Below are 19,322 nucleotides of genomic sequence, written 5' to 3' on the forward strand. Positions count from 1 at the left end.
TCCCCATCCTGGCTTATTACCAGCAGGTACAGACCGGCCACTTTGCCGTCCGTTAACATGAGCCATACTCGCATAAAGGAGCCGAGATGTTCTTATGGGGTACGGCGACCGCCGCCTACCAGATCGAGGGCGCGGTGGCCGAGGACGGCCGGGGCGCGTCCATCTGGGACACCTTCGCCCACGAGCCCGGCCGGACCAGGGACGGCCACACCGGGGACGTGGCCTGCGACCACTACCACCGCTGGCGCGAGGACGTCGCCCTCATGTCCGGCCTCGGCGTGAACGCCTACCGCTTCTCCATCGCCTGGCCGCGGGTGCAGCCGCTCGGCGCCGGCGAGGTCAACCCCGCGGGCCTCGACTTCTACGAACGCCTCACCGACGGCCTGCTGGCGGCCGGCATCCAGCCCGTGCCGACGCTCTTCCACTGGGACCTGCCCCAGGCGCTCCAGGACCGCGGCGGCTGGACCGACCGCGACACGGCCGGCCGCTTCGCCGACTACGCCGCGATCGTCGCCGAGCGCCTGGCCGACCGCATCCCGCTGTGGATCACCCTGAACGAGCCGTTCGTGCACATGGCCTTCGGCCACGCCATGGGCATCCACGCCCCCGGCCAGGCCCTGCTGCTCGACGCCCTCCCCGTCGCCCACCACCAGCTCCTCGGCCACGGCCTGGCGGTCGCGGCCCTGCGCGCGGCGGGCGCGCGGCAGGTGGCCATCACCAACAACTGCACGCCGGTCTGGCCCGCGTCGCGGGAGGAGGCGGACGTCAAGGCCGCCGACGCCTACGACGTCCTGCACAACCGGCTGTTCAACGACCCGGTGCTGCTCGGGAGGTATCCGGATCTCTCGGCCTACACAGCCGACCTCGACTTCGTCCGCGACGGCGACCTGGAGACCATCTCCGCCCCCCTGGACGCCCTCGGCATCAACTACTACAACCCCACCCGGATCGCCGCCCCGCCGCCCGGCGAGGTGCTCCCGTTCAGCGACACCGGCGTCACGGGGTATCCCACGACCGCGTTCGGCTGGCCGGTCGTGCCCGACGGCCTGCGCGAGCTCCTGACCGGCCTCAAGGCCCGGTACGGCAGCGCGCTCCCGCCGATCCACGTCACCGAGAACGGCTGCTCCCAGCCCGACGAGCTCACCCCGCGGGGCACGGTCGAGGACCAGGCCCGCATCGACTACCTGCGCGGCCACATCGACGCCGTCATGGCCGCGCGGGCCGAGGGCGTGGACGTGCGCGGCTACTTCGTCTGGTCGCTGCTGGACAACTTCGAGTGGGCCGAGGGCTACCACCAGCGCTTCGGCCTGGTGCACGTGGACTTCGCCACGGGACGCCGCACCCCCAAGGCGTCCTACGCGTGGTACCGGGAGCGGGTCGCTCAGAACACCGAGACGTGAACGTGGTCGTAGTGGTTGGCGGTCACGCCGCCCCGGTCGGACATGGGGTCCCAGCCTCCGCCTGACCGGATGTCGTAGTAGCGCTGCTTCCAGATGATGTACATGACGCCGATCCGCGCGCCGTTCTTGATGAGCCATTCGGCCAGGGCGTCCCCGCGGTCGGCGTCGGCCCCGGAGGCCATGGTGCCGCCGCGGGACATCATGAAGTCGCAGGCCCGGCCCTTGCCGTGCTCGCCGGGGTCGCCGGGGCGCAGGCAGCCCACGCCGTACTTCATCGGGAAGTTCTGCATGATCTCGGCGCGTACCGTGATCATGCGCTGGGTCAGGCCCTCGGCGCCGCCGGGCTGCTGGAAGCCGTACTTGGCGAGCAGGCGCTCGATCTCGCGCCGCTTGCCCTGAAGGGTCCTGATCTCCTTCTTCAGCTTGTCGATCTTGTCGTTGGCGTTGAGCTTGGCCTCTTTGGACTTCGCGATGAGCTTCTGGATGCTCTGGACGCGCTCGGTCCGCTCGGCGGCCATGTACGACATGTTCGCCGCCTGCCCGAGCGCGATGGCCGGGTCGACGCTGAGGCCGAACAGCTGCATGCCGTCGAGGGGGCCGTTGACGTACGCCTGGCGCGCGATCTCGGCCACGCCGGCCTGGGCCGCGGCCAGGCGCGCCGCCAGGTCGCCGGAGGTGTCGGTGGCGTTCTTGGCCTGGATCCTGATCTCCTCCAGGCTCTGGATCTGGCCGCGGTAGAGGTCGTTGAGCCGGGACGCCTGTTTGGTGAGTCTGCGCAGCTCGTCGATGTTGGGATCGGCCGACGCCGGCTGCGGGGAGGCGAGCCCGAGCAGCCCGGAGAGGACGACGAAGACCGCGGCGAGCCGCCAGATCCTCACACCCGTCCCCTCCTCGCATAGACGGACCGAAACTATAGAAGATGATCTTGATGGCTGTCATCCGAACCAGCCAACTGACGCACCTTTGGCGAGGTACATGGTCCTTTGTCGGAAATAAGGAAGATCTAAAAGATTGGGCCTTGTGGAGGACTTGATCCCGGTCTGAGATGGCGATCGAACTCGTCTCTGCGAAGGGGCAGATCGTGTCTCGAACCATGACCATCGCCGCGGCCGTGCTCCTCGGCCTGGGCTCCTCCCTCGTCCCCCTCACCGCCGAGGCGTCGGTCGATCCGCTGCCGCCCGGCGACCGCATCGACCTCTACCAGGTGGACGGCGAGCCGGGCACCGCCCAGTTCCTGCGGGAGAAGGGCTTCGACGTCGTCCAGCACGACAACGGCGGCGACAAGGAGCACGTCGAGCTGACCGCCGCCCAGGCCGACCTGGCCGGGCTGGCCAAGCTCGGCCTGCGGCCCGAGCCCGTGCGCAACCCGCAGGGACAGAGCAACCTCCAGGCCGCCAAGGCCCAGGCGGCCGGCGGCTACACCGTGTGGCGGTCGTACTCCGAGCGGGGCGGCATCGCCGACCAGCTCAGGGCGATCGCGAACGCCAACAGGGACATCGTCGAGCTGCAGTCCATCGGCAGGACGCTCAAGGGCCAGGACATCCTCGCCGTCAAGGTCTCCACGGGCGCCCGGCTGCTGCCCGACGGGCTCAAGCCCGCCACGCTGTACTCGGCCACCCAGCACGCCCGCGAGTGGATCGCCGCCGAGGTGGACATGCGGCTGCTGAAGTACGTGATCGCCAACAGGTCGGCGCTGCGGGACCTGCTCAACCGGACCGAGCTGTGGTTCGTGCCGGTGGCCAACCCCGACGGCTACGACTTCACCTTCACCGAGGGCAACCGCCTGTGGCGCAAGAACCTGCGCGACAACGACGGCGACGGGAAGATCACCAACGGCGACGGCGTGGACCCGAACCGCAACTTCCCCACGAACTTCCGCTACGACGAGGAGGGCTCGTCGAGCATCCCGAGCAGCGAGACCTTCCGCGGGACCGGCCCGGCCAGCGAGCCGGAGACCAGGGCCATGGACGGCCTGCTCAACCGGGTCAGGTTCGAGATGAACCTGAACTACCACTCCTTCGGCCCGCTGCTGCTCTACCCGAGCGGGTTCCAGATCGCCACGAAGACCGCCGACAACCCGATCTACGAGGCCCTGACCGGCGACGACGACGCCCCGGCCGTCCCCGGGTTCGACCCCGACCTCGGCGCGGAGCTCTACACCACGAACGGCGACACCAACGACCACGCCCACGCCAGGTACGGCACCCTGTCCTGGACGCCGGAGCTCGACGAGGGCTGCGACGGCTGCGGGTTCGTCTTCCCCGACGACGAGGCGGCCGTGCAGGCGGAGTTCGAGAAGAACCTGCCGTTCGCGCTCGACGTCGCCAGGTCCGCGGCCGACCCGGCCGATCCGGTCAGCCATCTGGGCAACAGGACACCCGACTTCGTGCTCGACCCGTTCGAGTTCAGCTACGGCACCGACCAGGCCGTCCAGGTCACCGCCAAGCGGAGGATCGGCCCCGTCCTGCTCAACTACCAGGTCAACGGCGGCCGGACGAGGATCGCGCCGACCGGCGAGTGGAAGGGCGGCGAGCGGTACGGCAAGGGCTACGACCGCTACTACCACCGGCTGCGCGGCACGATCACCGGCACCCGGCCGGGCGACAAGGTCAAGGTCTGGTTCAGCTCGCTCGGCAGGAAGAGCGGCGACTTCACCTACACCGTGCAGGACGACATCGGCGGCAAGGTGCTCGTGCTGGCCACCGAGGACGTCACCGGCCTGAGCCCGGCCCAGGGCGGGACCGAGGCCAAGTACGCCGCCGACTACGTCAAGGCGCTCCAGGACGCCGGCTACACGACCGACGTCTACGACATGGACAAGATGGGCCGCAGGGCCCCGCACCCGCTCGGCGTGCTCAGCCACTACAAGGCGGTGGTCTGGGAGACCGGCGACGACGTCATCCCCCGCTCCCCCGGGCAGGTCGCCGGCACCACATCGAAGGGCGGCGTGGACACCGAGCTGGCGGTGCGCGACTACCTGAACGAGGGCGGCAAGCTGCTGCACGCCGGCAAGTACCCCTCGTACGCGGCCAACAACAACGGCGCGTACTACTACGAGCCCGACCAGCCCGGCCACCCCGAGTGCACGGTCCCCGACGACCCGCCGTGCATCCAGGTGTTCAACGACTTCCAGCAGTACTGGCTGGGCGCCTACGTCTTCTTCGACGACGGGGGCGCCGACCAGGCGAGCGGGCAGCCGTTCGCGCTGAAGGGCAACGGCGGCAGGTTCGACGGCTTCGCCGGCACGCTGGAGCCGAGCCACACCAACTCGTTCGTGGCCACCTCGGCCATCCTGCCCCCGGCGCAGTTCCCGCTGTTCGCGAGCTCGGCCCAGGTCAAGTGGGTACGCCCCGGCGGCCCCTTCGACCCCCACACCGGCTCCTGGGACGTCTACAGCGGCATCGCCGACGTCTCCTGGAAGCGGCTGACCACGACCGTGGACCTGACCGGCAGGAGCTCCGGCGACCTGTCGTTCTGGACCTCCTACGACACCGAGGCCGACTGGGACTTCCTGACGGTCGAGGCGCACACCGCGGGCGCCGACGACTGGACCACCCTCCCCGACGTCAACGGCCACACCTCGCAGAGCACCGGCGAGAGCTGCAAGGCCGAGAACAGCGGCGGCTGGCGGGTGATCCATCCGTTCACCCGGCACTACCAGGGCGCGGCCTGCGAGCCGACGGGGTCCTCCGGCGCGTGGCACGCCGCCTCGGGCAACTCCGGCGGCTGGCAGCAGTGGAGGGTGGACCTGACCCCGTACGCGGGCAAGCGGGTCGAGCTGTCGATCTCCTACGTCAGCGACTGGTCCACCCAGGGCGCGGGCGTCTTCCTCGACGACGCCAAGGTCACCCTGGACGGCGCGGCGGCCGGTGACACCTCCTTCGAGTCCGACCTCGGCGGCTGGGCCGTCGCCGCGCCGCCGGCCGGCTCGGCCCCGTCGATCAACAACTGGTTCCGCACCGACCAGGTCTTCGAGGAGGGCGGCGGCATCGTCACCGCGGACACCGTCTATCTGGGCTTCGGCGTGGAGAGCCTGACCGGGCAGGCCGCGCGTACGGACCTGGTCAAGCGGTCGATGCGGCACCTGCTGGGCGACCCCCGCTAGCGACGCCCCGGGGGGCGCGGCACACCGCTGCCGCGCCCCTCTTGCGCGCCCGGACAGAACATGGTTCGGTCGCCTTGAGGCGTACGCCCAGCAAGCAAGCATTCGGTCAAGCAGGAGGCTCACGACATGCGCCAGCACGACAAGCTGTTCATCGGGGGCGAATGGGTGACCCCCGCCGGCACCGGGACGATCGACGTCATCTCCCCCCACACCGAGGAGGTCGTGGGCCGCGTCCCCGACGGCGCCGCCGAGGACGTGGAACGCGCGGTGGCCGCCGCCCGCCAGGCGTTCGACCACGGGCCGTGGCCGCGCATGACGTTCGCCGAGCGAGCCGCCGTGATCGAGCGGCTGGCCGCGATCTACAACGAGCGCCAGGGCGAGATGGCCGCCCTGATCACCGAGGAGATGGGCTCGCCGATCACCTTCTCCAACCTCGCGCAGGCGCCGCAGCCGCTCGGCATGCTGCAGTTCTACGCCGGGCTGGGCAAGGAGTTCGCCCAGGAGGAGGAGCGTCCCGGGCTGTTCGGGCCGATCACCGTGCGGCGCGAGCCGGTCGGCGTCGTCGCGGCCGTCGTCCCGTGGAACGTGCCCCAGTTCGTGACCATGACCAAGGTCGCGCCCGCGCTGCTGGCCGGGTGCACGATCGTGCTCAAGCCCGCGCCCGAGACGCCGCTGGACGCGTACCTGCTGGCCGAGTGGGCGGCCGAGGCCGGGATCCCGGCGGGCGTGCTCAACATCGTGCCCGCCGGGCGCGAGGTGAGCGAGCACCTGATCTCCCACCCCGGCGTCGACAAGGTGGCCTTCACCGGCTCCACCGCCGCCGGCCGCCGCATCGCCTCCATCTGCGGCGAGCAGCTCAAGCGGGTCAGCCTGGAGCTCGGCGGCAAGTCCGCCGCGATCATCCTGGACGACGCCGACCTGCAGGCCAGCATGGGCTTCCTGGCCATGGCCACGCTGATGAACAACGGCCAGGCGTGCGTCGCCCAGACCCGCATCCTGGCCTCCCGCAGCCGGTACGACGAGGTCGTGGACGCCGTGGCGAACATGGTCAACTCCCAGCCCGTCGGCGACCCGGCCGACCCGGCGACCGGCATCGGCCCGCTGGTGGCCAAGCGCCAGCAGGAGCGCGTCGAGGGCTACATCAAGATCGGCATGGACGAGGGCGCCAAGGTCGTCGTCGGCGGCCTCGACCGTCCCCGTGACCGCGGCTGGTACGTCGCCCCCACGGTCTTCGCCAACGTCAGCAACGACATGCGCATCGCCCGCGAGGAGATCTTCGGCCCGGTCCTGGCGGTGATCCCGTACGAGGACGAGGCCGACGCCCTGCGCATCGCCAACGACAGCGACTACGGCCTGGCCGGCACGGTCTGGACGGCCGACGCCGAGCGCGGCATGAACGTCGCCCGCCAGGTGCGCACCGGGACCTACGGCGTCAACTGCTTCATGCTGGAGTCGAACGCGCCCTTCGGCGGCTTCAAGGCCAGCGGCATCGGCCGCGAGCTCGGCCCCGAGGGCCTGAACGGCTACCTGGAGTACAAGACGATCGCCCGGCTGGGCTGACGGCGGGCGAAGAGGGGCCCCGCGCGCCGCGGAGCCCCTCTTACGGGCCGGGTAAGGCACCCAGCGTGCCCCCGCGACGCCAGGTGCCGGATCCGCCGCCTACAGTCGGCGACTGCCCGGCTACTGAAGTATGTCCCACGGTCACCGCGAAGGCGGTTTCCGTCCCCGAGGACTTTTCTCCTGGCGGATCCTTTCCATCCGTCTTAGATAGACGGGTATTACTCACGAAAGGTTCGAGGAGATCCATTTACCGATACGCCGGATGAGTTCGGGGCTGGCGGCCGACTCCGCGTGCCCGTAACCCGGCTCGATCCACAGCTCCTTGGGCTCGCGGGCGCCGTCGTAGAGCTGGTGGGCGTGGTCCAGCGGGAAGAAGGCGTCGGCGTCGCCGTGCACGACCCGCAGCGGGGCGGGCGAGACCAGGGCGGCGGCCTCGTGCGGCGGCATCGGGATCGGGTCCCACTGGCCGCTGGCGATCCTGGTGCGCTTGGCCAGCCGGGCGGCGAACCTGCCGAACGGCTGCTCGATGGCCCAGTGGACCTGGCGCATGGGCTTGGTGCCCCGGTAGTACCAGCGCGCCGGGCCGCTGACCGCCGCCACCGCGTCCACCCCCCGGCGCAGCGCCGCGTGCCGGACGGCCACCGCCGCGCCCATGGAGAAGCCCACGACCGCGATCCGCCGGTAGCCGACCACGCGGGCATGCCGTACTGCGGCCTCCACGTCGAGGATCTCCAGGTCGCCGACCGTCGTCTCGCCGCCCGAGCGCCCGTGGCCGCGGAAGTCGAAGGCGAGCACGCCGCCGTAGCCGCTGAGCACGTGCGCGATGCGGCGGGCGGTGCGCTCGCGCCAGGATCCGGTGAAGCCGTGCGCCATGACGATCCCGATGTCCCCGGCCGCCGAGGGGGTGTGGGCGGCGTCGATGCGGACACCGTCCTCGGTCCTGAGCATCACCGGGAAATGTGGCGCGAAAGGCATGAATACCAGCTTATTCGTGGTGCGTTTCCAGGCCGTGCCCGGTGGCCCACACCGCGATCTGGGCCCGGGAGGCGAAGCCCAGCTTCTCCATGATGTTGGCGACGTGGCGGGCCACCGTGGCCGGGCTGATCACCAGCTTCAGCGCGATGGCCCGGTTGCTCAGCCCGCCCGTGAGCAGCGCGGCGATCTCCAGCTCCCGGCCGGTCAGCCCACCCTGCCAGGCCCCCGGCGACGGCCCGGACGGCCCCGCGGGAACGGCCTGGCCGGGATCGAGCACGCGCCTGGCGACCTCGTCGGGCGACTGCCGGGCCCCCTTGGCCCACACCAGCGACACCCGGCCCTCGCCGAGCCCGGCCCTGGCCCGCGTGAGCAGCTCCTGGACCGGGCCGGGGACGCCGTACTGGCCGATGGCCTCGCGCAGCGCGGTCGCGGCGGCGGCGGCCAGCACCGCGCCCTCCAGGTCGTCCTGCTCGGCCGCCAGCGCCGACATGGCCGTCAGCGCCCGCACCACGCCCCTGCGCTGGCCGGTGCGGGTGCTCAGGGCCAGGCTGGCGGCCAGGTGCAGCCGGGCGGCCGGATAGTCGTGCATCCGGGCCGCCACCCGGCCCAGCTTGGCCTGGCAGCGGGCCAGCTCGACCCGGTTGCCCATGTCCTCCAGCAGCGGCAGGGCCGAGGTGTGGCAGGTCATGGCGGCCTCCAGGTCGCCCGCCGCCTCGGCCACCGCGCCCAGGTGGGTCAGCGCCCTGGCCAGCGTCCAGTGGTGGCCGGCCTCCCTGGCCAGGGCCAGCGCCTGCTCGCCGCGCCGGCGGGCCTGGCGGAGCTGACCGCGGAACAGCGCCAGGTTGAGCTGCGCGATGCGGACCGTGGCCAGGTTGAACAGGTCGTCGTGGGCGGCGGCCGCCGCCTCCAGCTCCTCCAGGTAACGCAGCGCCTTCTCGCTCTGGCCGGTGCGGAAGAACACGGCCAGCGCCACGCTGTAGGTGACGCCCAGCCAGTGGGTGTACGGGTGCCTCTTCTGCTCCTCCACCCCCTGCACGACCAGCTCCTCGGCGCGGGCCAGCTCGTCGCAGATCTCCAGCCCGTACGCCAGGCCGCCCTTGGCCACGGCGACCACGTCGGAGGGCACCCGGGACAGGTCGAGGGCGAGCAGCCGCTGGTGCCAGCCGACGGTCTCGCCCAGCTCGCCGCGTACGGCCAGGATGGCCAGGGCGGCGCGGGCCAGGCGCAGCCCGAGCACCGGGTCGGCCGACTCCACCGCCCGCTCCACCGCCGCCCGGCAGTCGTCCATCAGCGCGCGGCCCCTGACGAAGTGCGGGACGCGGGCGGACCAGGGCATGCGCGGGTCGAGCGTGCCGGCCCGGTAGCAGTGCTCCATCTCCTCGCAGATCACCCGCAGATGCCGGTCGCGCAGCCGGGTCAGCTCGCCCGCCTCGGCCAGCCGCTCGGCGGCGTACTGCCTGATGGTCTCCAGCAGGCGGTAGCGCCCGTCGTGGTGGAGCACCAGCGACTTGTCGACCAGGCCGTTGAGCAGGTCGAGCAGCTCGGCCCTGGGCACGATGCCGCCGTCGGCGCACACCCGTTCGGCCACGGTCAGGTCGAACAGCCCGGCGAAGACCGACAGGCGGCGCAGCAGCACGCGCTCCTTGGGCCGCAGCAGGTCGTGGCTCCACTCGACGGTGGCCAGCAGGGTGCGCTGGCGGGCGGGCGCGGTACGGTCGCCCCTGGTCAGCAGGGTGAACCGGTCGCCGATGCGGTCGGCGATGCGGCCCGGGCTCATCAGGCTCGTGCGGGCCGCGGCCAGCTCCAGCGCCAACGGCAGGCCGTCGAGCGCCCGGCACAGGCGCACGACGTCGTCCATGCTGCCGGTCACCGACCGGGCCCCCGCCGCCAGCGCCCGCTCGACGAACAGCAGCACGGACTCGGCGTCGGGATGGTGGTCGTCGGGCAGCTCCAGCGGCGGCACCCGCCAGACCAGCTCGCCGGGGATGCGCAGCGGCTCGCGGCTGGTGAGCAGGAAACGCAGCTGGGGGCAGTCGGCGATCAGGCCGGCGACCAGCTCGGCGCAGCGGTCGACCAGATGCTCGCAGTTGTCGAGCACGATCAGCGCCCTGGCCTCGCGCAGCCGTACGCGCAGGCCGTCCAGCAGCCGCCCCGGCGCCTCGTCGCGGACGCCGAGCACACCGGCCATCTCGTTGACGATCAGCGCGGGGTCGGCCAGGCGGGCCAGCTCGACCAGCCAGACGCCGTCGGCGAAGCCAGGCGCGGCCCTGGCCGCCACCCGCAGCGACAGGCGGGTCTTGCCGATGCCGCCGACGCCGCTCAGCGTGACCACGCGTTCGTCGTGGACCAGCGTGCTCAGCTCGGTCAGGTCGCGCCCGCGGCCGACGAAACGGTTGGGCTCTGCGGGCAGGTTGTGCGGAACTGGCGGAGTCATGTCGGCGCCCAGGGTCAGCGGAGGATCACAGGTGCGCTCAGTCTCCACCTCCGGCCGACCGCGCGCGATCACTTTCCGTGGACTGTCCGCGACTGCGCGGATACGGATGCCGCCCGCCCAGCTCGGCCACGCTCATCACGATCCGCACCCGCGACTCCTCGGCCGCCTCCACCGCCTCCGGCACGTCGGAGATCATCACCCGGGCGCCGCTGGCCCGGATCCGCTCGCCCAGCCCGGCCCGGTCGAGGTCGGCGGGCACCGGCCAGACGACGCCGCCCGCCGCCATCACCGCGTCCGCCGCCACCAGCAGGTCGGGCCCCACGGGCAGGCAGACGAGCACCGTGTCGCCCGCGCGCACCCCTCTGCGCCGCAACTGGGCGGTCGCGATCGCCGACCGCTCGTCCAGTTGCTTCTCGGTGAACTCCACGCCCGTGCCGGAGTCCACCATGACGATGTGCTCATCCATGGCGTCCACGGTAGGGAGGGGGTCACGTGCCTACATGGGGCGGAATATGCAGATCCCTATGCAGAAGCGCTGGGGTGCTCGGCGGCCCACACCGCGATCTGCGCGCGCGAGGTGTACCCCAGCTTCTCCATGATGTTGGCGATGTGCCGGGCGACCGTGGCCGGGCTGATCACCAGTTCCTCGGCGATGGCCCGGTTGGACAGGCCGCGGGTGAGCAGGCCGGCGATCTCCAGCTCGCGCACGGTCAGCAACGAGTGCCTGACCGGCTCGGCCGGCGCGGGCGCCGGCGCCGCGGGCCGCTCCCCCGCCAGCACCTGGCGGGCGGCGGCGTCGGGGCTCATCGCCCGGCCGCGCGACCACAGGGAGGCCGTGCGGCCCTCGCCGAGCTTGGCGCGGGCGCGCGAGAGCAGCTCCTCGATCCGGATCGTGGCCGAGTGCTGGCCGATCGACTCGCGCAGCGTGGCCGCGGCAGCGGCGGCCAGCACCGCGCCGTCGAGGTCGCCCTCGTGCTCGGCCAGCACCGACAGGCCGGCCAGGCACCGGGCCACCCCTTGCCGCTGGCCGGTCTGCCGGCTCAGCGCGAGGCTGTCGGCCAGCCGCTCCCTCGCCGCGGCGAACTCGCCCAGCATGGCCGCGACCCGGCCCACCCTGGCCAGGCAGCGCGCCAGGTCCGAGTCGCTGCCCAGCTCGCACAACCACGGGACGGCCAGCTCGTAGCGGGACTTGGCGGTCTCCAGGTCGCCGCGGGCCTCGGCCACGGCGCCGAGCTGGGCGGCCATCCTGGCCATGAGCCAGCGGTGGCCGTGCTCGCGCGCCCGTGCCAGGGCCTCGTCGCCCAGCCGCTGGGCCTCGCGCAGCCGGCCCCTGGTCAGCGCCACCGCCGACAGCCCGGCCAGCCCCGCCGCCTGGTTCCAGGCGTCGCCCGACTCGGTGGCCTCGGCCAGGCCGCGCTCGGCGTGGTGCAGCGCCTCGTCGATGCGGCCCATGCGGAGCAGGACGACGACCACGAGGCTGTGCATGACGCAACGGGTGAACACGTTCTCCTCGCCCAGCCCCGCCAGGCTCTCCGTGGCCACCTCCAGCGACCGGCTGAGCTCGTCGCGGGCCTCCAGCCCGTAGGCGAGGTACGCCTTGCCCTGCGCGACCTGCCCGTCGGGCACGGGTTCGAGGTCGAGCGAGAGCAGCCGCTCGATCCAGCCGACGATCTCGGTCAGGTTGCCGGAGATGGGCAGCAGAGCGGTGCTGGCGGCGCACAGGCGCAGGCCCAGCCGCGCGTTGCCGGACTCGGCGGCCCAGTCGAGGGCGGCCCGCTGGTCGTCGAGGAGCTGCTTGCTGGCCGTCAGGCACTCCAGCCGCTCCGGCCAGGGCACGCCCGGCCGGACCATCTCGGTCGTGAAGTGGCGTTCCTGCAGGTCGCACAGGACGGTGAGATGCCGCTCGCGGACGTCCTCGCGCTCGCCGGCCCGCTCCAGCCGCTTCATCGCGTACCGCTTGATCGTCTCCAGCATGCGGTAGCGCCTGCGCTCCTCGTCGCACAGCACGAGGGACTTGTCGACCAGGCCGCCGAGGAGGTCGACGATCTCGTCCCGGGCGATGGGCCGCTCGGCGCAGACCTGCTCGGCCAGGTCGAGGTCGAAGTCGCGGGCGAAGACCGACAGCCGGCGCAGCAGCACCTGCTCCTTGGCCGACAGCAGGTCGTAGCTCCAGTCGACGGTGGCCAGCAGCGTGCGCTGCCGCGCCGGGGCGGTACGGCCGCCCGTGGTCAGCAGCGAGAACCGGTCGTCGAGCCGGTCGGCGATCTGCCCGGGGCTGAGCAGGCTCGTACGGGCCGCCGCCAGCTCCAGGGCCAGGGGCAGCCCGTCGAGCGCCTGGCACAGGCGGACCACGTCGGGCAGGCTGTCGGGGCCGAGCCGGGTGCCGGCGGCGGCGGCCCGGTCCATGAACAGCTGCACCGACTCGGCGTCGGCGTACCCCATCTCGGGCAGGTCGAGCGGCGGCACCCGCCAGATCAGCTCGCTGGCGATGCGCAGCGGCTCCCGGCTGGTGGCCAGGATGCTCAGCCGGGGGCAGCAGGCGACCAGCTCGGCGGCCAGCTCGGCGCACCCGTCGACCAGGTGCTCGCAGTTGTCGAGCAGCAGCAGGCAGCGCAGCTCGCTCAGCCGGGCGGTGACGGTGTCGAGCAGCGGGCGCCCGCTCTCCTCGCGCACCCGCAGCGCCCGGGCGATCTCCTGGACGATCTGCTCCGGACGGCTGACCCTGGCCAGCTCGACCAGCCACACCCCGCCGGGATAGCCGCCCACCAGCCCGGCGGCCACCCGCAGGGCCAGCCGGGTCTTGCCGATGCCGCCGACGCCGCACAACGTGACCACGCGCGTCTCGCCGAACAGCCCGCGCAGGTCGTCGAGGTCGCGTTCGCGGCCCACGAACCGATTGGGCTCTGCTGGAAGATTGTGCCGGGGGGCCTCTGGCATGTGTTCACCCTGCGTCGCCGAAGGATCACACTCTTCCACAGTGTCGCACTTTTCACAGGCCAAGCGAGCTGACGATCGCCCTTTCGTCCACAACGCGCAGAATGGGGTTTCCCAGCAGCCGCCTGGCGACGTCGTACGGCGCCACGACCATGGTGGCCCTGCGCTCGGCGGCCAGCACCCGGCAGCCGATGACGGTCGGCTCATTGGCGGCGATCACCACGTGGGCGCCGGACATCAGGGCCAGGTCGAGCACCCGCAGCCCCTTGAGCAGGTCGCCGGCCGCGTTGACGACGACGTCGTCCTTGCCGACCACCAGGCGGGCGGCCAGGTTGCGCAGGTCGGCGGCGAGCTCGTCGTGGTCGAGCACGCGGCCGCCGCCCGGCGCCAGCGCCGCGCCCGCCAGCGGGCCGAACTCCAGCGGGCTCGCGTTGAGCAGTCCGGCGAACGGCAGCGCGCCGGGTGAGGGGCGGAAGGCGTAGACCCGGTCCGCGGCGGGGCCGCCGGGCTCGCGGGGGCCGCGGGTGATCACCATGCGGACCGGGCCAGGGCCGCCCAGCACGGCGACGCCGCCCGCCCAGGCCACCGCGTGGACGGCCACCACCAGCGACGCGCCGAGCGGCAGGTCGATGAGGACGCGGTCGCCGTAGGCCAGCCCGTCGCGCCGCAGCCCGCCCGCCGCGCGGGTGACCCGCCTGGCGAACTGCGCGTACGACAGCACCTCGCCGGTCCTGACGTCGCTCACCGCCGGCTGGTCGCCCTTGCTCGGTGCCGAGCCCATAACCAGCTCTGTCCACGTCATGACGACAATGTAGGGACCGCGACGGCTCCTGCCATGCACACAAATGTGCAACCTGCTATGTACGTCCCGGCTCGCGCTCGTACAGCTCGGCGAGGGGGGCGAGCCGGTCGGCGGGCACGTTCAGGCGCAGGCCGGCGCCGGGCTCCTCCGACCAGGAGCCGCCCTCCCAGGCCAGCTGCTCCCGGGCCACCAGCCTGCTGCCCTTGAGCCGGCGCCTGATCAGGGTCTCGACCAGCCAGGGGGCCCGGCCGCCCGGACCGCGCTCGTACCCGAAGAGCCCCAGGAGCAGCGCGAACTGCCCCCACGCGGCGAGCAGCACCAGCCCTTCGTCCCTCACGGTTGCTCATTGCCCCGCCGCCCGTGGTCCATGCGGGACGCCGGGAATCAGACGGGCCGGCCGATGCGTTCACCCCTACAGCGCCGCAGACGCCTTGTCCCGCTCTTGTCACGAGAGGGGATCAACTAGACTTGGTGGGTCGCGACTTCGCGCGGCCGCCCCCACGACACAGAGCGAGAAGTCATCATGCCTTTGAACAGCCGCGACGACCTGCGGAACATCGCGATCATCGCGCACGTCGACCATGGCAAGACCACACTGGTCGACGCCATGCTCTGGCAGTCCGGGGCCTTCCGCGCGAACCAGGACGTCGACGACCGGGTCATGGACTCCAACGACCTGGAGCGCGAGAAGGGCATCACCATTCTCGCCAAGAACACCGCCGTCCAGCACGGCGGCATGACCCTGAACATCATCGACACCCCCGGCCACGCCGACTTCGGCGGCGAGGTCGAGCGCGGCCTTTCCATGGTCGACGGTGTGGTGCTGCTGGTCGACGCCTCCGAGGGCCCGCTGCCGCAGACCCGGTTCGTGCTGCGCAAGGCGTTCGCCGCCAAGATGCCGGTCATCCTGTGCATCAACAAGGTCGACCGCCCCGACGCCCGCATCAAGGAGGTCGTCGACGAGGTCTACGAGCTCTTCATGGACCTCGACGCCACCGAGGAGCAGATCGACTTCCCGATCGTCTACGCCTCGGCCAAGGCCGGCCGCGCCTCCATGAACCGTCCCGACGACGGCGGCATGCCCGACTCGGAAGACCTGGAGCCGCTGTTCGACATCATCAAGTCGACGATCCCGGCGCCCACGTACGACCCCAACGCCCCGCTGCAGGCGCACGTCACCAACCTCGACGCCTCCTCCTACCTGGGCCGCATCGCGCTGTGCCGGATCCACCAGGGCGTCATGCGCAAGGGCCAGCAGGTCGCCTGGTGCCGTACCGACGGCACGATCCAGAAGGTGAAGATCACCGAGCTGCTGATGACCGAGGCGCTGGAGCGCAAGCCGGCCGAGGAGGCCGGCCCCGGCGACATCATCGCCATCGCGGGCATCCCCGAGATCATGATCGGCGAGACGCTGGCCGACCCGGAGGACCCGCGCCCGCTGCCGCTGATCACGGTCGACGAGCCGGCGATCTCGATGACGATCGGCACCAACACCTCGCCGCTGGTCGGCAAGGTCAAGGGCTCGAAGGTCACCGCCCGCATGGTCAAGGACCGGCTCGACAAGGAGCTGGTCGGCAACGTGTCGCTGCGCGTGCTGCCCACCGACCGTCCCGACGCCTGGGAGGTGCAGGGCCGCGGTGAGCTGGCGCTGGCCATCCTCGTCGAGCAGATGCGCCGCGAGGGCTACGAGCTGACCGTCGGCAAGCCGCAGGTGGTCACCAAGGAGATCGACGGCAAGGTGCACGAGCCGGTCGAGCGCCTGACGGTCGACTGCCCGGAGGAGTACCTCGGCGCGGTCACCCAGCTCCTGGCCGTCCGCAAGGGCCGCATGGAGCACATGACCAACCACGGCACCGGCTGGATCCGCATGGAGTTCGTGGTCCCGGCCCGCGGCCTGATCGGCTTCCGCACCGAGTTCCTGACCGAGACCCGCGGCACCGGCCTGGTCCACCACGTCTTCGACTCCTACGAGCCGTGGTTCGGCGACCTGCGCACCCGCAACAACGGCTCGCTGGTGGCCGACCGGTCGGGCCCGGTGACCGCGTTCGCCATGCTCAACCTCCAGGAGCGCGGCACGCTGTTCGTCTCGCCGACCACCGAGGTCTACGAGGGCATGATCATCGGTGAGAACTCGCGTTCCGACGACATGGACGTGAACATCACCAAGGAGAAGAAGCTCACGAACATGCGCTCGTCCACGAGCGAGGAGACCGAGAAGGTCATCCCGCCGCGGACGCTCTCGCTGGAGCAGGCGCTGGAGTTCATCCGCGAGGACGAGTGCGTGGAGATCACGCCCGACGCGGTCCGCATCCGCAAGGTCGTGCTCGACGCCGCCGCCCGCGGCCGCGCCGCCGCCCGCGCCAAGCGCGCCTGATTCATTCTCTCCGCACCACGGCCGCGTGTCACCTTTCCCGATGGCACGCGGTTTCCGTGTCAGAGGGGCCTGTCAACGGGCGGCCCGAGCACGCGCGATGGAACGCCTCTCCCGGGTCACGGTGTAAAGAAATGTGGTCATGAGACCATCTGTGATAACACCGTGACCCTATGCCATAGAACATTTCGGCATGCCGGAGAATCATCCCAATTGTGGGAAAGCTCCGGATGGCACTTTCATTCGGGCTGGCTCTGGTGTCGTTCGGGGCGATTGTTTGGTGCACCATCGCAGCCAGACCCGTGACCGGGTCCGACAGGCCCAAGAGCACCGTCGTGACCAACCCCTGGGCGGCCGCCGCCGCCCGCGCCGACCCGGCCGCCGGATGGGCCCGTACGGCCGCCACCGAGGTCTCGGTCGCCCCGGCCCGCGCGGCCGACCTCGACGCCGTCCCCGAGGGGCGGATCGACCCCCGGCAGCGCCAGGTCAGGATCACCGTCAGGCACCGGCTGAACCTGCGCCCCGACGACCCGCTGGCCGAGGCGCTGCGCCAGGGCGGCGGCTTCCCCGGCACGCTGCCGCAGGTGACCGACTCCGGGTTCGGCGCGCTCAAGGCGGACGGCCAGAGCCTGGCGCCCACCACCCGGCTCGCGCCGCTCATCGTCTCCTCGCCGGGGCACGTCACGGCCGAGTTCACGGTGACGCTGCTGCGCCAGGTCAGGGTCGACGGGCTGCTCCGGCTCGACTTCGCCTCGCCGACCGCGCTCCCGCTGATCGTCGTGGAGCGCGCGGTCACCGTGCTGCCCGGCGAGTGGACCGTGCTGCGCGTCGAGGGCATCCAGCCGGAACGGCAGGAGCGCGGCCTGCTGCGGTTCTCCGTCGGCGCCTACCCGGTGAGCCTGACGCTGGCCCCCGGCTCCTACGGCTTCCCCGACGTCGCCGAGGAGGACGACTTCTCCTGGGCCACCGCGCTCGGCGTGCTCACGGCGTGCGCGCTGGCGGTGTTCCTGGTGCGCTCGCTCGGCCGGCGGTGGTGGCAGCGGGTGCCCAACAGGGAGCTGGTCGTCGGCCTGGCCATCGCCGCGCCGGCCCTGCTCATCCCGCTGGTCGCCGCGGAGTGGTCGCCGGTCGGGTACGTGATCCTGTTCGTCGCCGTGCCGGTGATGGCCCTGCGGCACGCCGGACGGGTGCTGCCCACCAGCCCGCCGTGGACCGGCCGGGACCTGCTCACGGTGACCGGGCTCGGCCTGCTGGTCGGGATCGGCATGCTGAGCTGGTCGTGGCTGCACGGCCAGCTCCCCGGGCGCGTGCTGCTGACCGGCGGAGCCGTCGCGGCCCTGGCGGCGGCGGGCGCGGCGGTCGGCTTCAGCGTGGACCTCGGGGTCAGGCCGGTGGTCGTCCGCCTGGCCGCGCTGTGGGCCGAGGCCGCGGTCGGGCTGCTGGCGCTGGCCCTGTGGCTGCGGGCGCTGCTGGATGGGGTGTACCCGCCCGACAGCGTCCGGCTGCTGCTGGCGCTGAGCTGGGCGATGATCCCCGTGGCGGCGGTGACCGTGGCGACCAGGCGGTGGAGCCGGAGCGCGGTGGTGGGCGCGGTCGTGGTGAGCCTGCTCGTGCAGGGCTGGCCCACGGAATGGCTGGACGCGGGGTCGTGGAGCCTGGCCGTGCCCCGCGCGGCCGTCCCGACGATCGGCAGCCTGCCGCTGGACCCGCTGGTCCGCGGGGTGCTCGGGCTGCTGCTGCTCGGGTTCGTGATGCTGGTGCTGCGGCTGTGGCGGCTGGGCTGCCGGGTGGCGGCCGTGCGCGACCCGGCCGCCGAGTCGACGATGGTCGTCGTGCTGATGGTGCTCTACATCACGCCCGGCGGCAGCACGACGCTGGCCGACATCGACGTGCCGCTGCCGCTGCTGGCGATCACCTCGCTCGTGGCCTGGCTGACCGCGCGCTGGCTGCTCGCCGGGCCGCCCGCGTCCGTCGTGGAGCCGGACACGCAGGAGGAGCACCGGCAGTTCGTCCGCGCGGCCCTGCACCGGCGCCTGCTGCTGCTCGCCGAGCAGGAGCTGTACCGCGCCGGACGGAATAGGCTGGCCGCGGACATGTCGATGGCCGAGTTCGACCAGCGGCGGCAGGCTCTGGAGTCGGCGCTGCGCGAGCACGGCCGCCATCCCGAGACCGCCTTCGCCACGGCGGCCGGCTGCACGCCCTGGCACAACGGCGTGTCGGCGTTCACCGTCAGCCTGCTGCTGAGCCTGCCCTTCGCGCTGGTCTACGGCCGGCCGGAGGGCGCGGACCTGACCAGCTTCCTCTTCGACGGCCGCTACCTGCTCACCCTGCCCGCGTTCGGCTTCCTGTTCGGCTACTTCTACCCGTGCGTCCGGGGCACCCAGCCGATGACCAAGGCGCTGCACCTGGCCGTCGCGGCCCTGCTGACCAGCCTGGCCGGTTACCTGTCGACGCTGGTCGAGCCGGACATCGGCGCCCTCGACAAGGCGCAGGTCGTGGCCATCGTGGTGGGGCAGGTGATGATGGTCTGCGTCGGGCTCGGGCTGTTCTGGGAGTGGCGGATCATGCACCTGGCCGGCGAGCCGTGGGCCAGGGTGCGCAACCTGCGCAGCGTGCGCAGCCTGGCCGCGCCGACCCTGGCCCTGGCGCTGGCCGTGGGCACGACGGCGGCCAGCTCGGCGGCCGGGCAGACGGTCGACCGCATCCTGAAGGGCGACCAGGTCACGACGGGCCAGCGGTGA

Annotated in this window: 12 protein-coding genes; 5 read left to right on the top strand and 7 right to left on the bottom strand. The window is 72.0% G+C overall.

The genetic code is table 11. The annotated features are described in order from the left end of the window. Positions 1-86 precede the first annotated feature (86 nt). Positions 87-1,400 carry a GH1 family beta-glucosidase gene (locus tag AB0C33_RS16930; protein WP_358288431.1) on the top strand — a complete coding sequence of 438 codons (1,314 nt, stop codon included), beginning with the start codon at positions 87-89 and terminating at the stop codon, positions 1,398-1,400. Here AB0C33_RS16930 and AB0C33_RS16935 read toward each other — a convergent pair. Beyond that, on the bottom strand, positions 1,382-2,278 hold the full coding sequence (locus tag AB0C33_RS16935; protein WP_358288434.1) for a hypothetical protein: 897 nt from the start codon (positions 2,276-2,278) through the stop codon (positions 1,382-1,384). The genes AB0C33_RS16930 and AB0C33_RS16935 overlap by 19 nt on opposite strands. A 203-nt stretch (positions 2,279-2,481) precedes the next feature. Here AB0C33_RS16935 and AB0C33_RS16940 point away from each other — a divergent pair, with 203 nt between their 5' ends. Both AB0C33_RS16940 and AB0C33_RS16945 read left to right on the top strand, forming a co-directional pair. After that, on the top strand, positions 2,482-5,505 hold the full coding sequence (locus tag AB0C33_RS16940; protein WP_358288437.1) for a M14 family zinc carboxypeptidase: 3,024 nt from the start codon (positions 2,482-2,484) through the stop codon (positions 5,503-5,505). A 126-nt stretch (positions 5,506-5,631) separates the two neighbouring features. After that, positions 5,632-7,065 (top strand): aldehyde dehydrogenase, encoded by a 1,434-nt coding sequence (locus AB0C33_RS16945; RefSeq protein WP_358288440.1) that lies wholly within the window; start codon positions 5,632-5,634, stop codon positions 7,063-7,065. Between the two features lie 222 nt (positions 7,066-7,287). On the opposite strand, the gene AB0C33_RS16950 is transcribed toward AB0C33_RS16945, so the two are convergent. From AB0C33_RS16950 to AB0C33_RS16975, 6 genes are read right to left on the bottom strand one after another with little or no spacing between them, the layout of a single operon-like run. After that, a complete protein-coding gene (locus tag AB0C33_RS16950; protein WP_358288443.1) occupies positions 7,288-8,040 on the bottom strand; it encodes an alpha/beta fold hydrolase in 753 nt (250 codons plus the stop codon). 10 nt (positions 8,041-8,050) lie between these two features. Beyond that, on the bottom strand, positions 8,051-10,474 hold the full coding sequence (locus AB0C33_RS16955) for a LuxR C-terminal-related transcriptional regulator (RefSeq protein WP_358288446.1): 2,424 nt from the start codon (positions 10,472-10,474) through the stop codon (positions 8,051-8,053). A 37-nt stretch (positions 10,475-10,511) separates the two neighbouring features. Then, positions 10,512-10,940, bottom strand: a complete 429-nt coding sequence (locus AB0C33_RS16960; protein WP_358288449.1) for an AMP-binding protein — start codon at positions 10,938-10,940, stop codon at positions 10,512-10,514. 56 nt (positions 10,941-10,996) lie between these two features. After that, on the bottom strand, positions 10,997-13,411 hold the full coding sequence (locus AB0C33_RS16965; RefSeq protein ID WP_358288451.1) for a LuxR C-terminal-related transcriptional regulator: 2,415 nt from the start codon (positions 13,409-13,411) through the stop codon (positions 10,997-10,999). 52 nt (positions 13,412-13,463) lie between these two features. Further along, complete coding sequence (locus AB0C33_RS16970; RefSeq protein WP_352352129.1) at positions 13,464-14,210, bottom strand: AMP-binding protein; 747 nt, start codon at positions 14,208-14,210, stop codon at positions 13,464-13,466. A 55-nt stretch (positions 14,211-14,265) separates the two neighbouring features. After that, a complete protein-coding gene (locus tag AB0C33_RS16975; RefSeq protein WP_358288454.1) occupies positions 14,266-14,547 on the bottom strand; it encodes a hypothetical protein in 282 nt (93 codons plus the stop codon). Between the two features lie 186 nt (positions 14,548-14,733). Between AB0C33_RS16975 and typA the strand changes: the two genes are divergently transcribed. Continuing rightward, positions 14,734-16,584: a translational GTPase TypA gene (typA, locus tag AB0C33_RS16980; RefSeq protein ID WP_358288457.1), complete on the top strand. Its 1,851-nt coding sequence runs from the start codon at positions 14,734-14,736 to the stop codon at positions 16,582-16,584. 332 nt (positions 16,585-16,916) lie between these two features. After that, positions 16,917-19,322: a hypothetical protein gene (locus AB0C33_RS16985; RefSeq protein ID WP_358288459.1), complete on the top strand. Its 2,406-nt coding sequence runs from the start codon at positions 16,917-16,919 to the stop codon at positions 19,320-19,322.

The sequence above is a fragment of the Nonomuraea sp. NPDC048881 genome (assembly GCF_040649795.1).
Lineage (GTDB): Bacteria > Actinomycetota > Actinomycetes > Streptosporangiales > Streptosporangiaceae > Nonomuraea.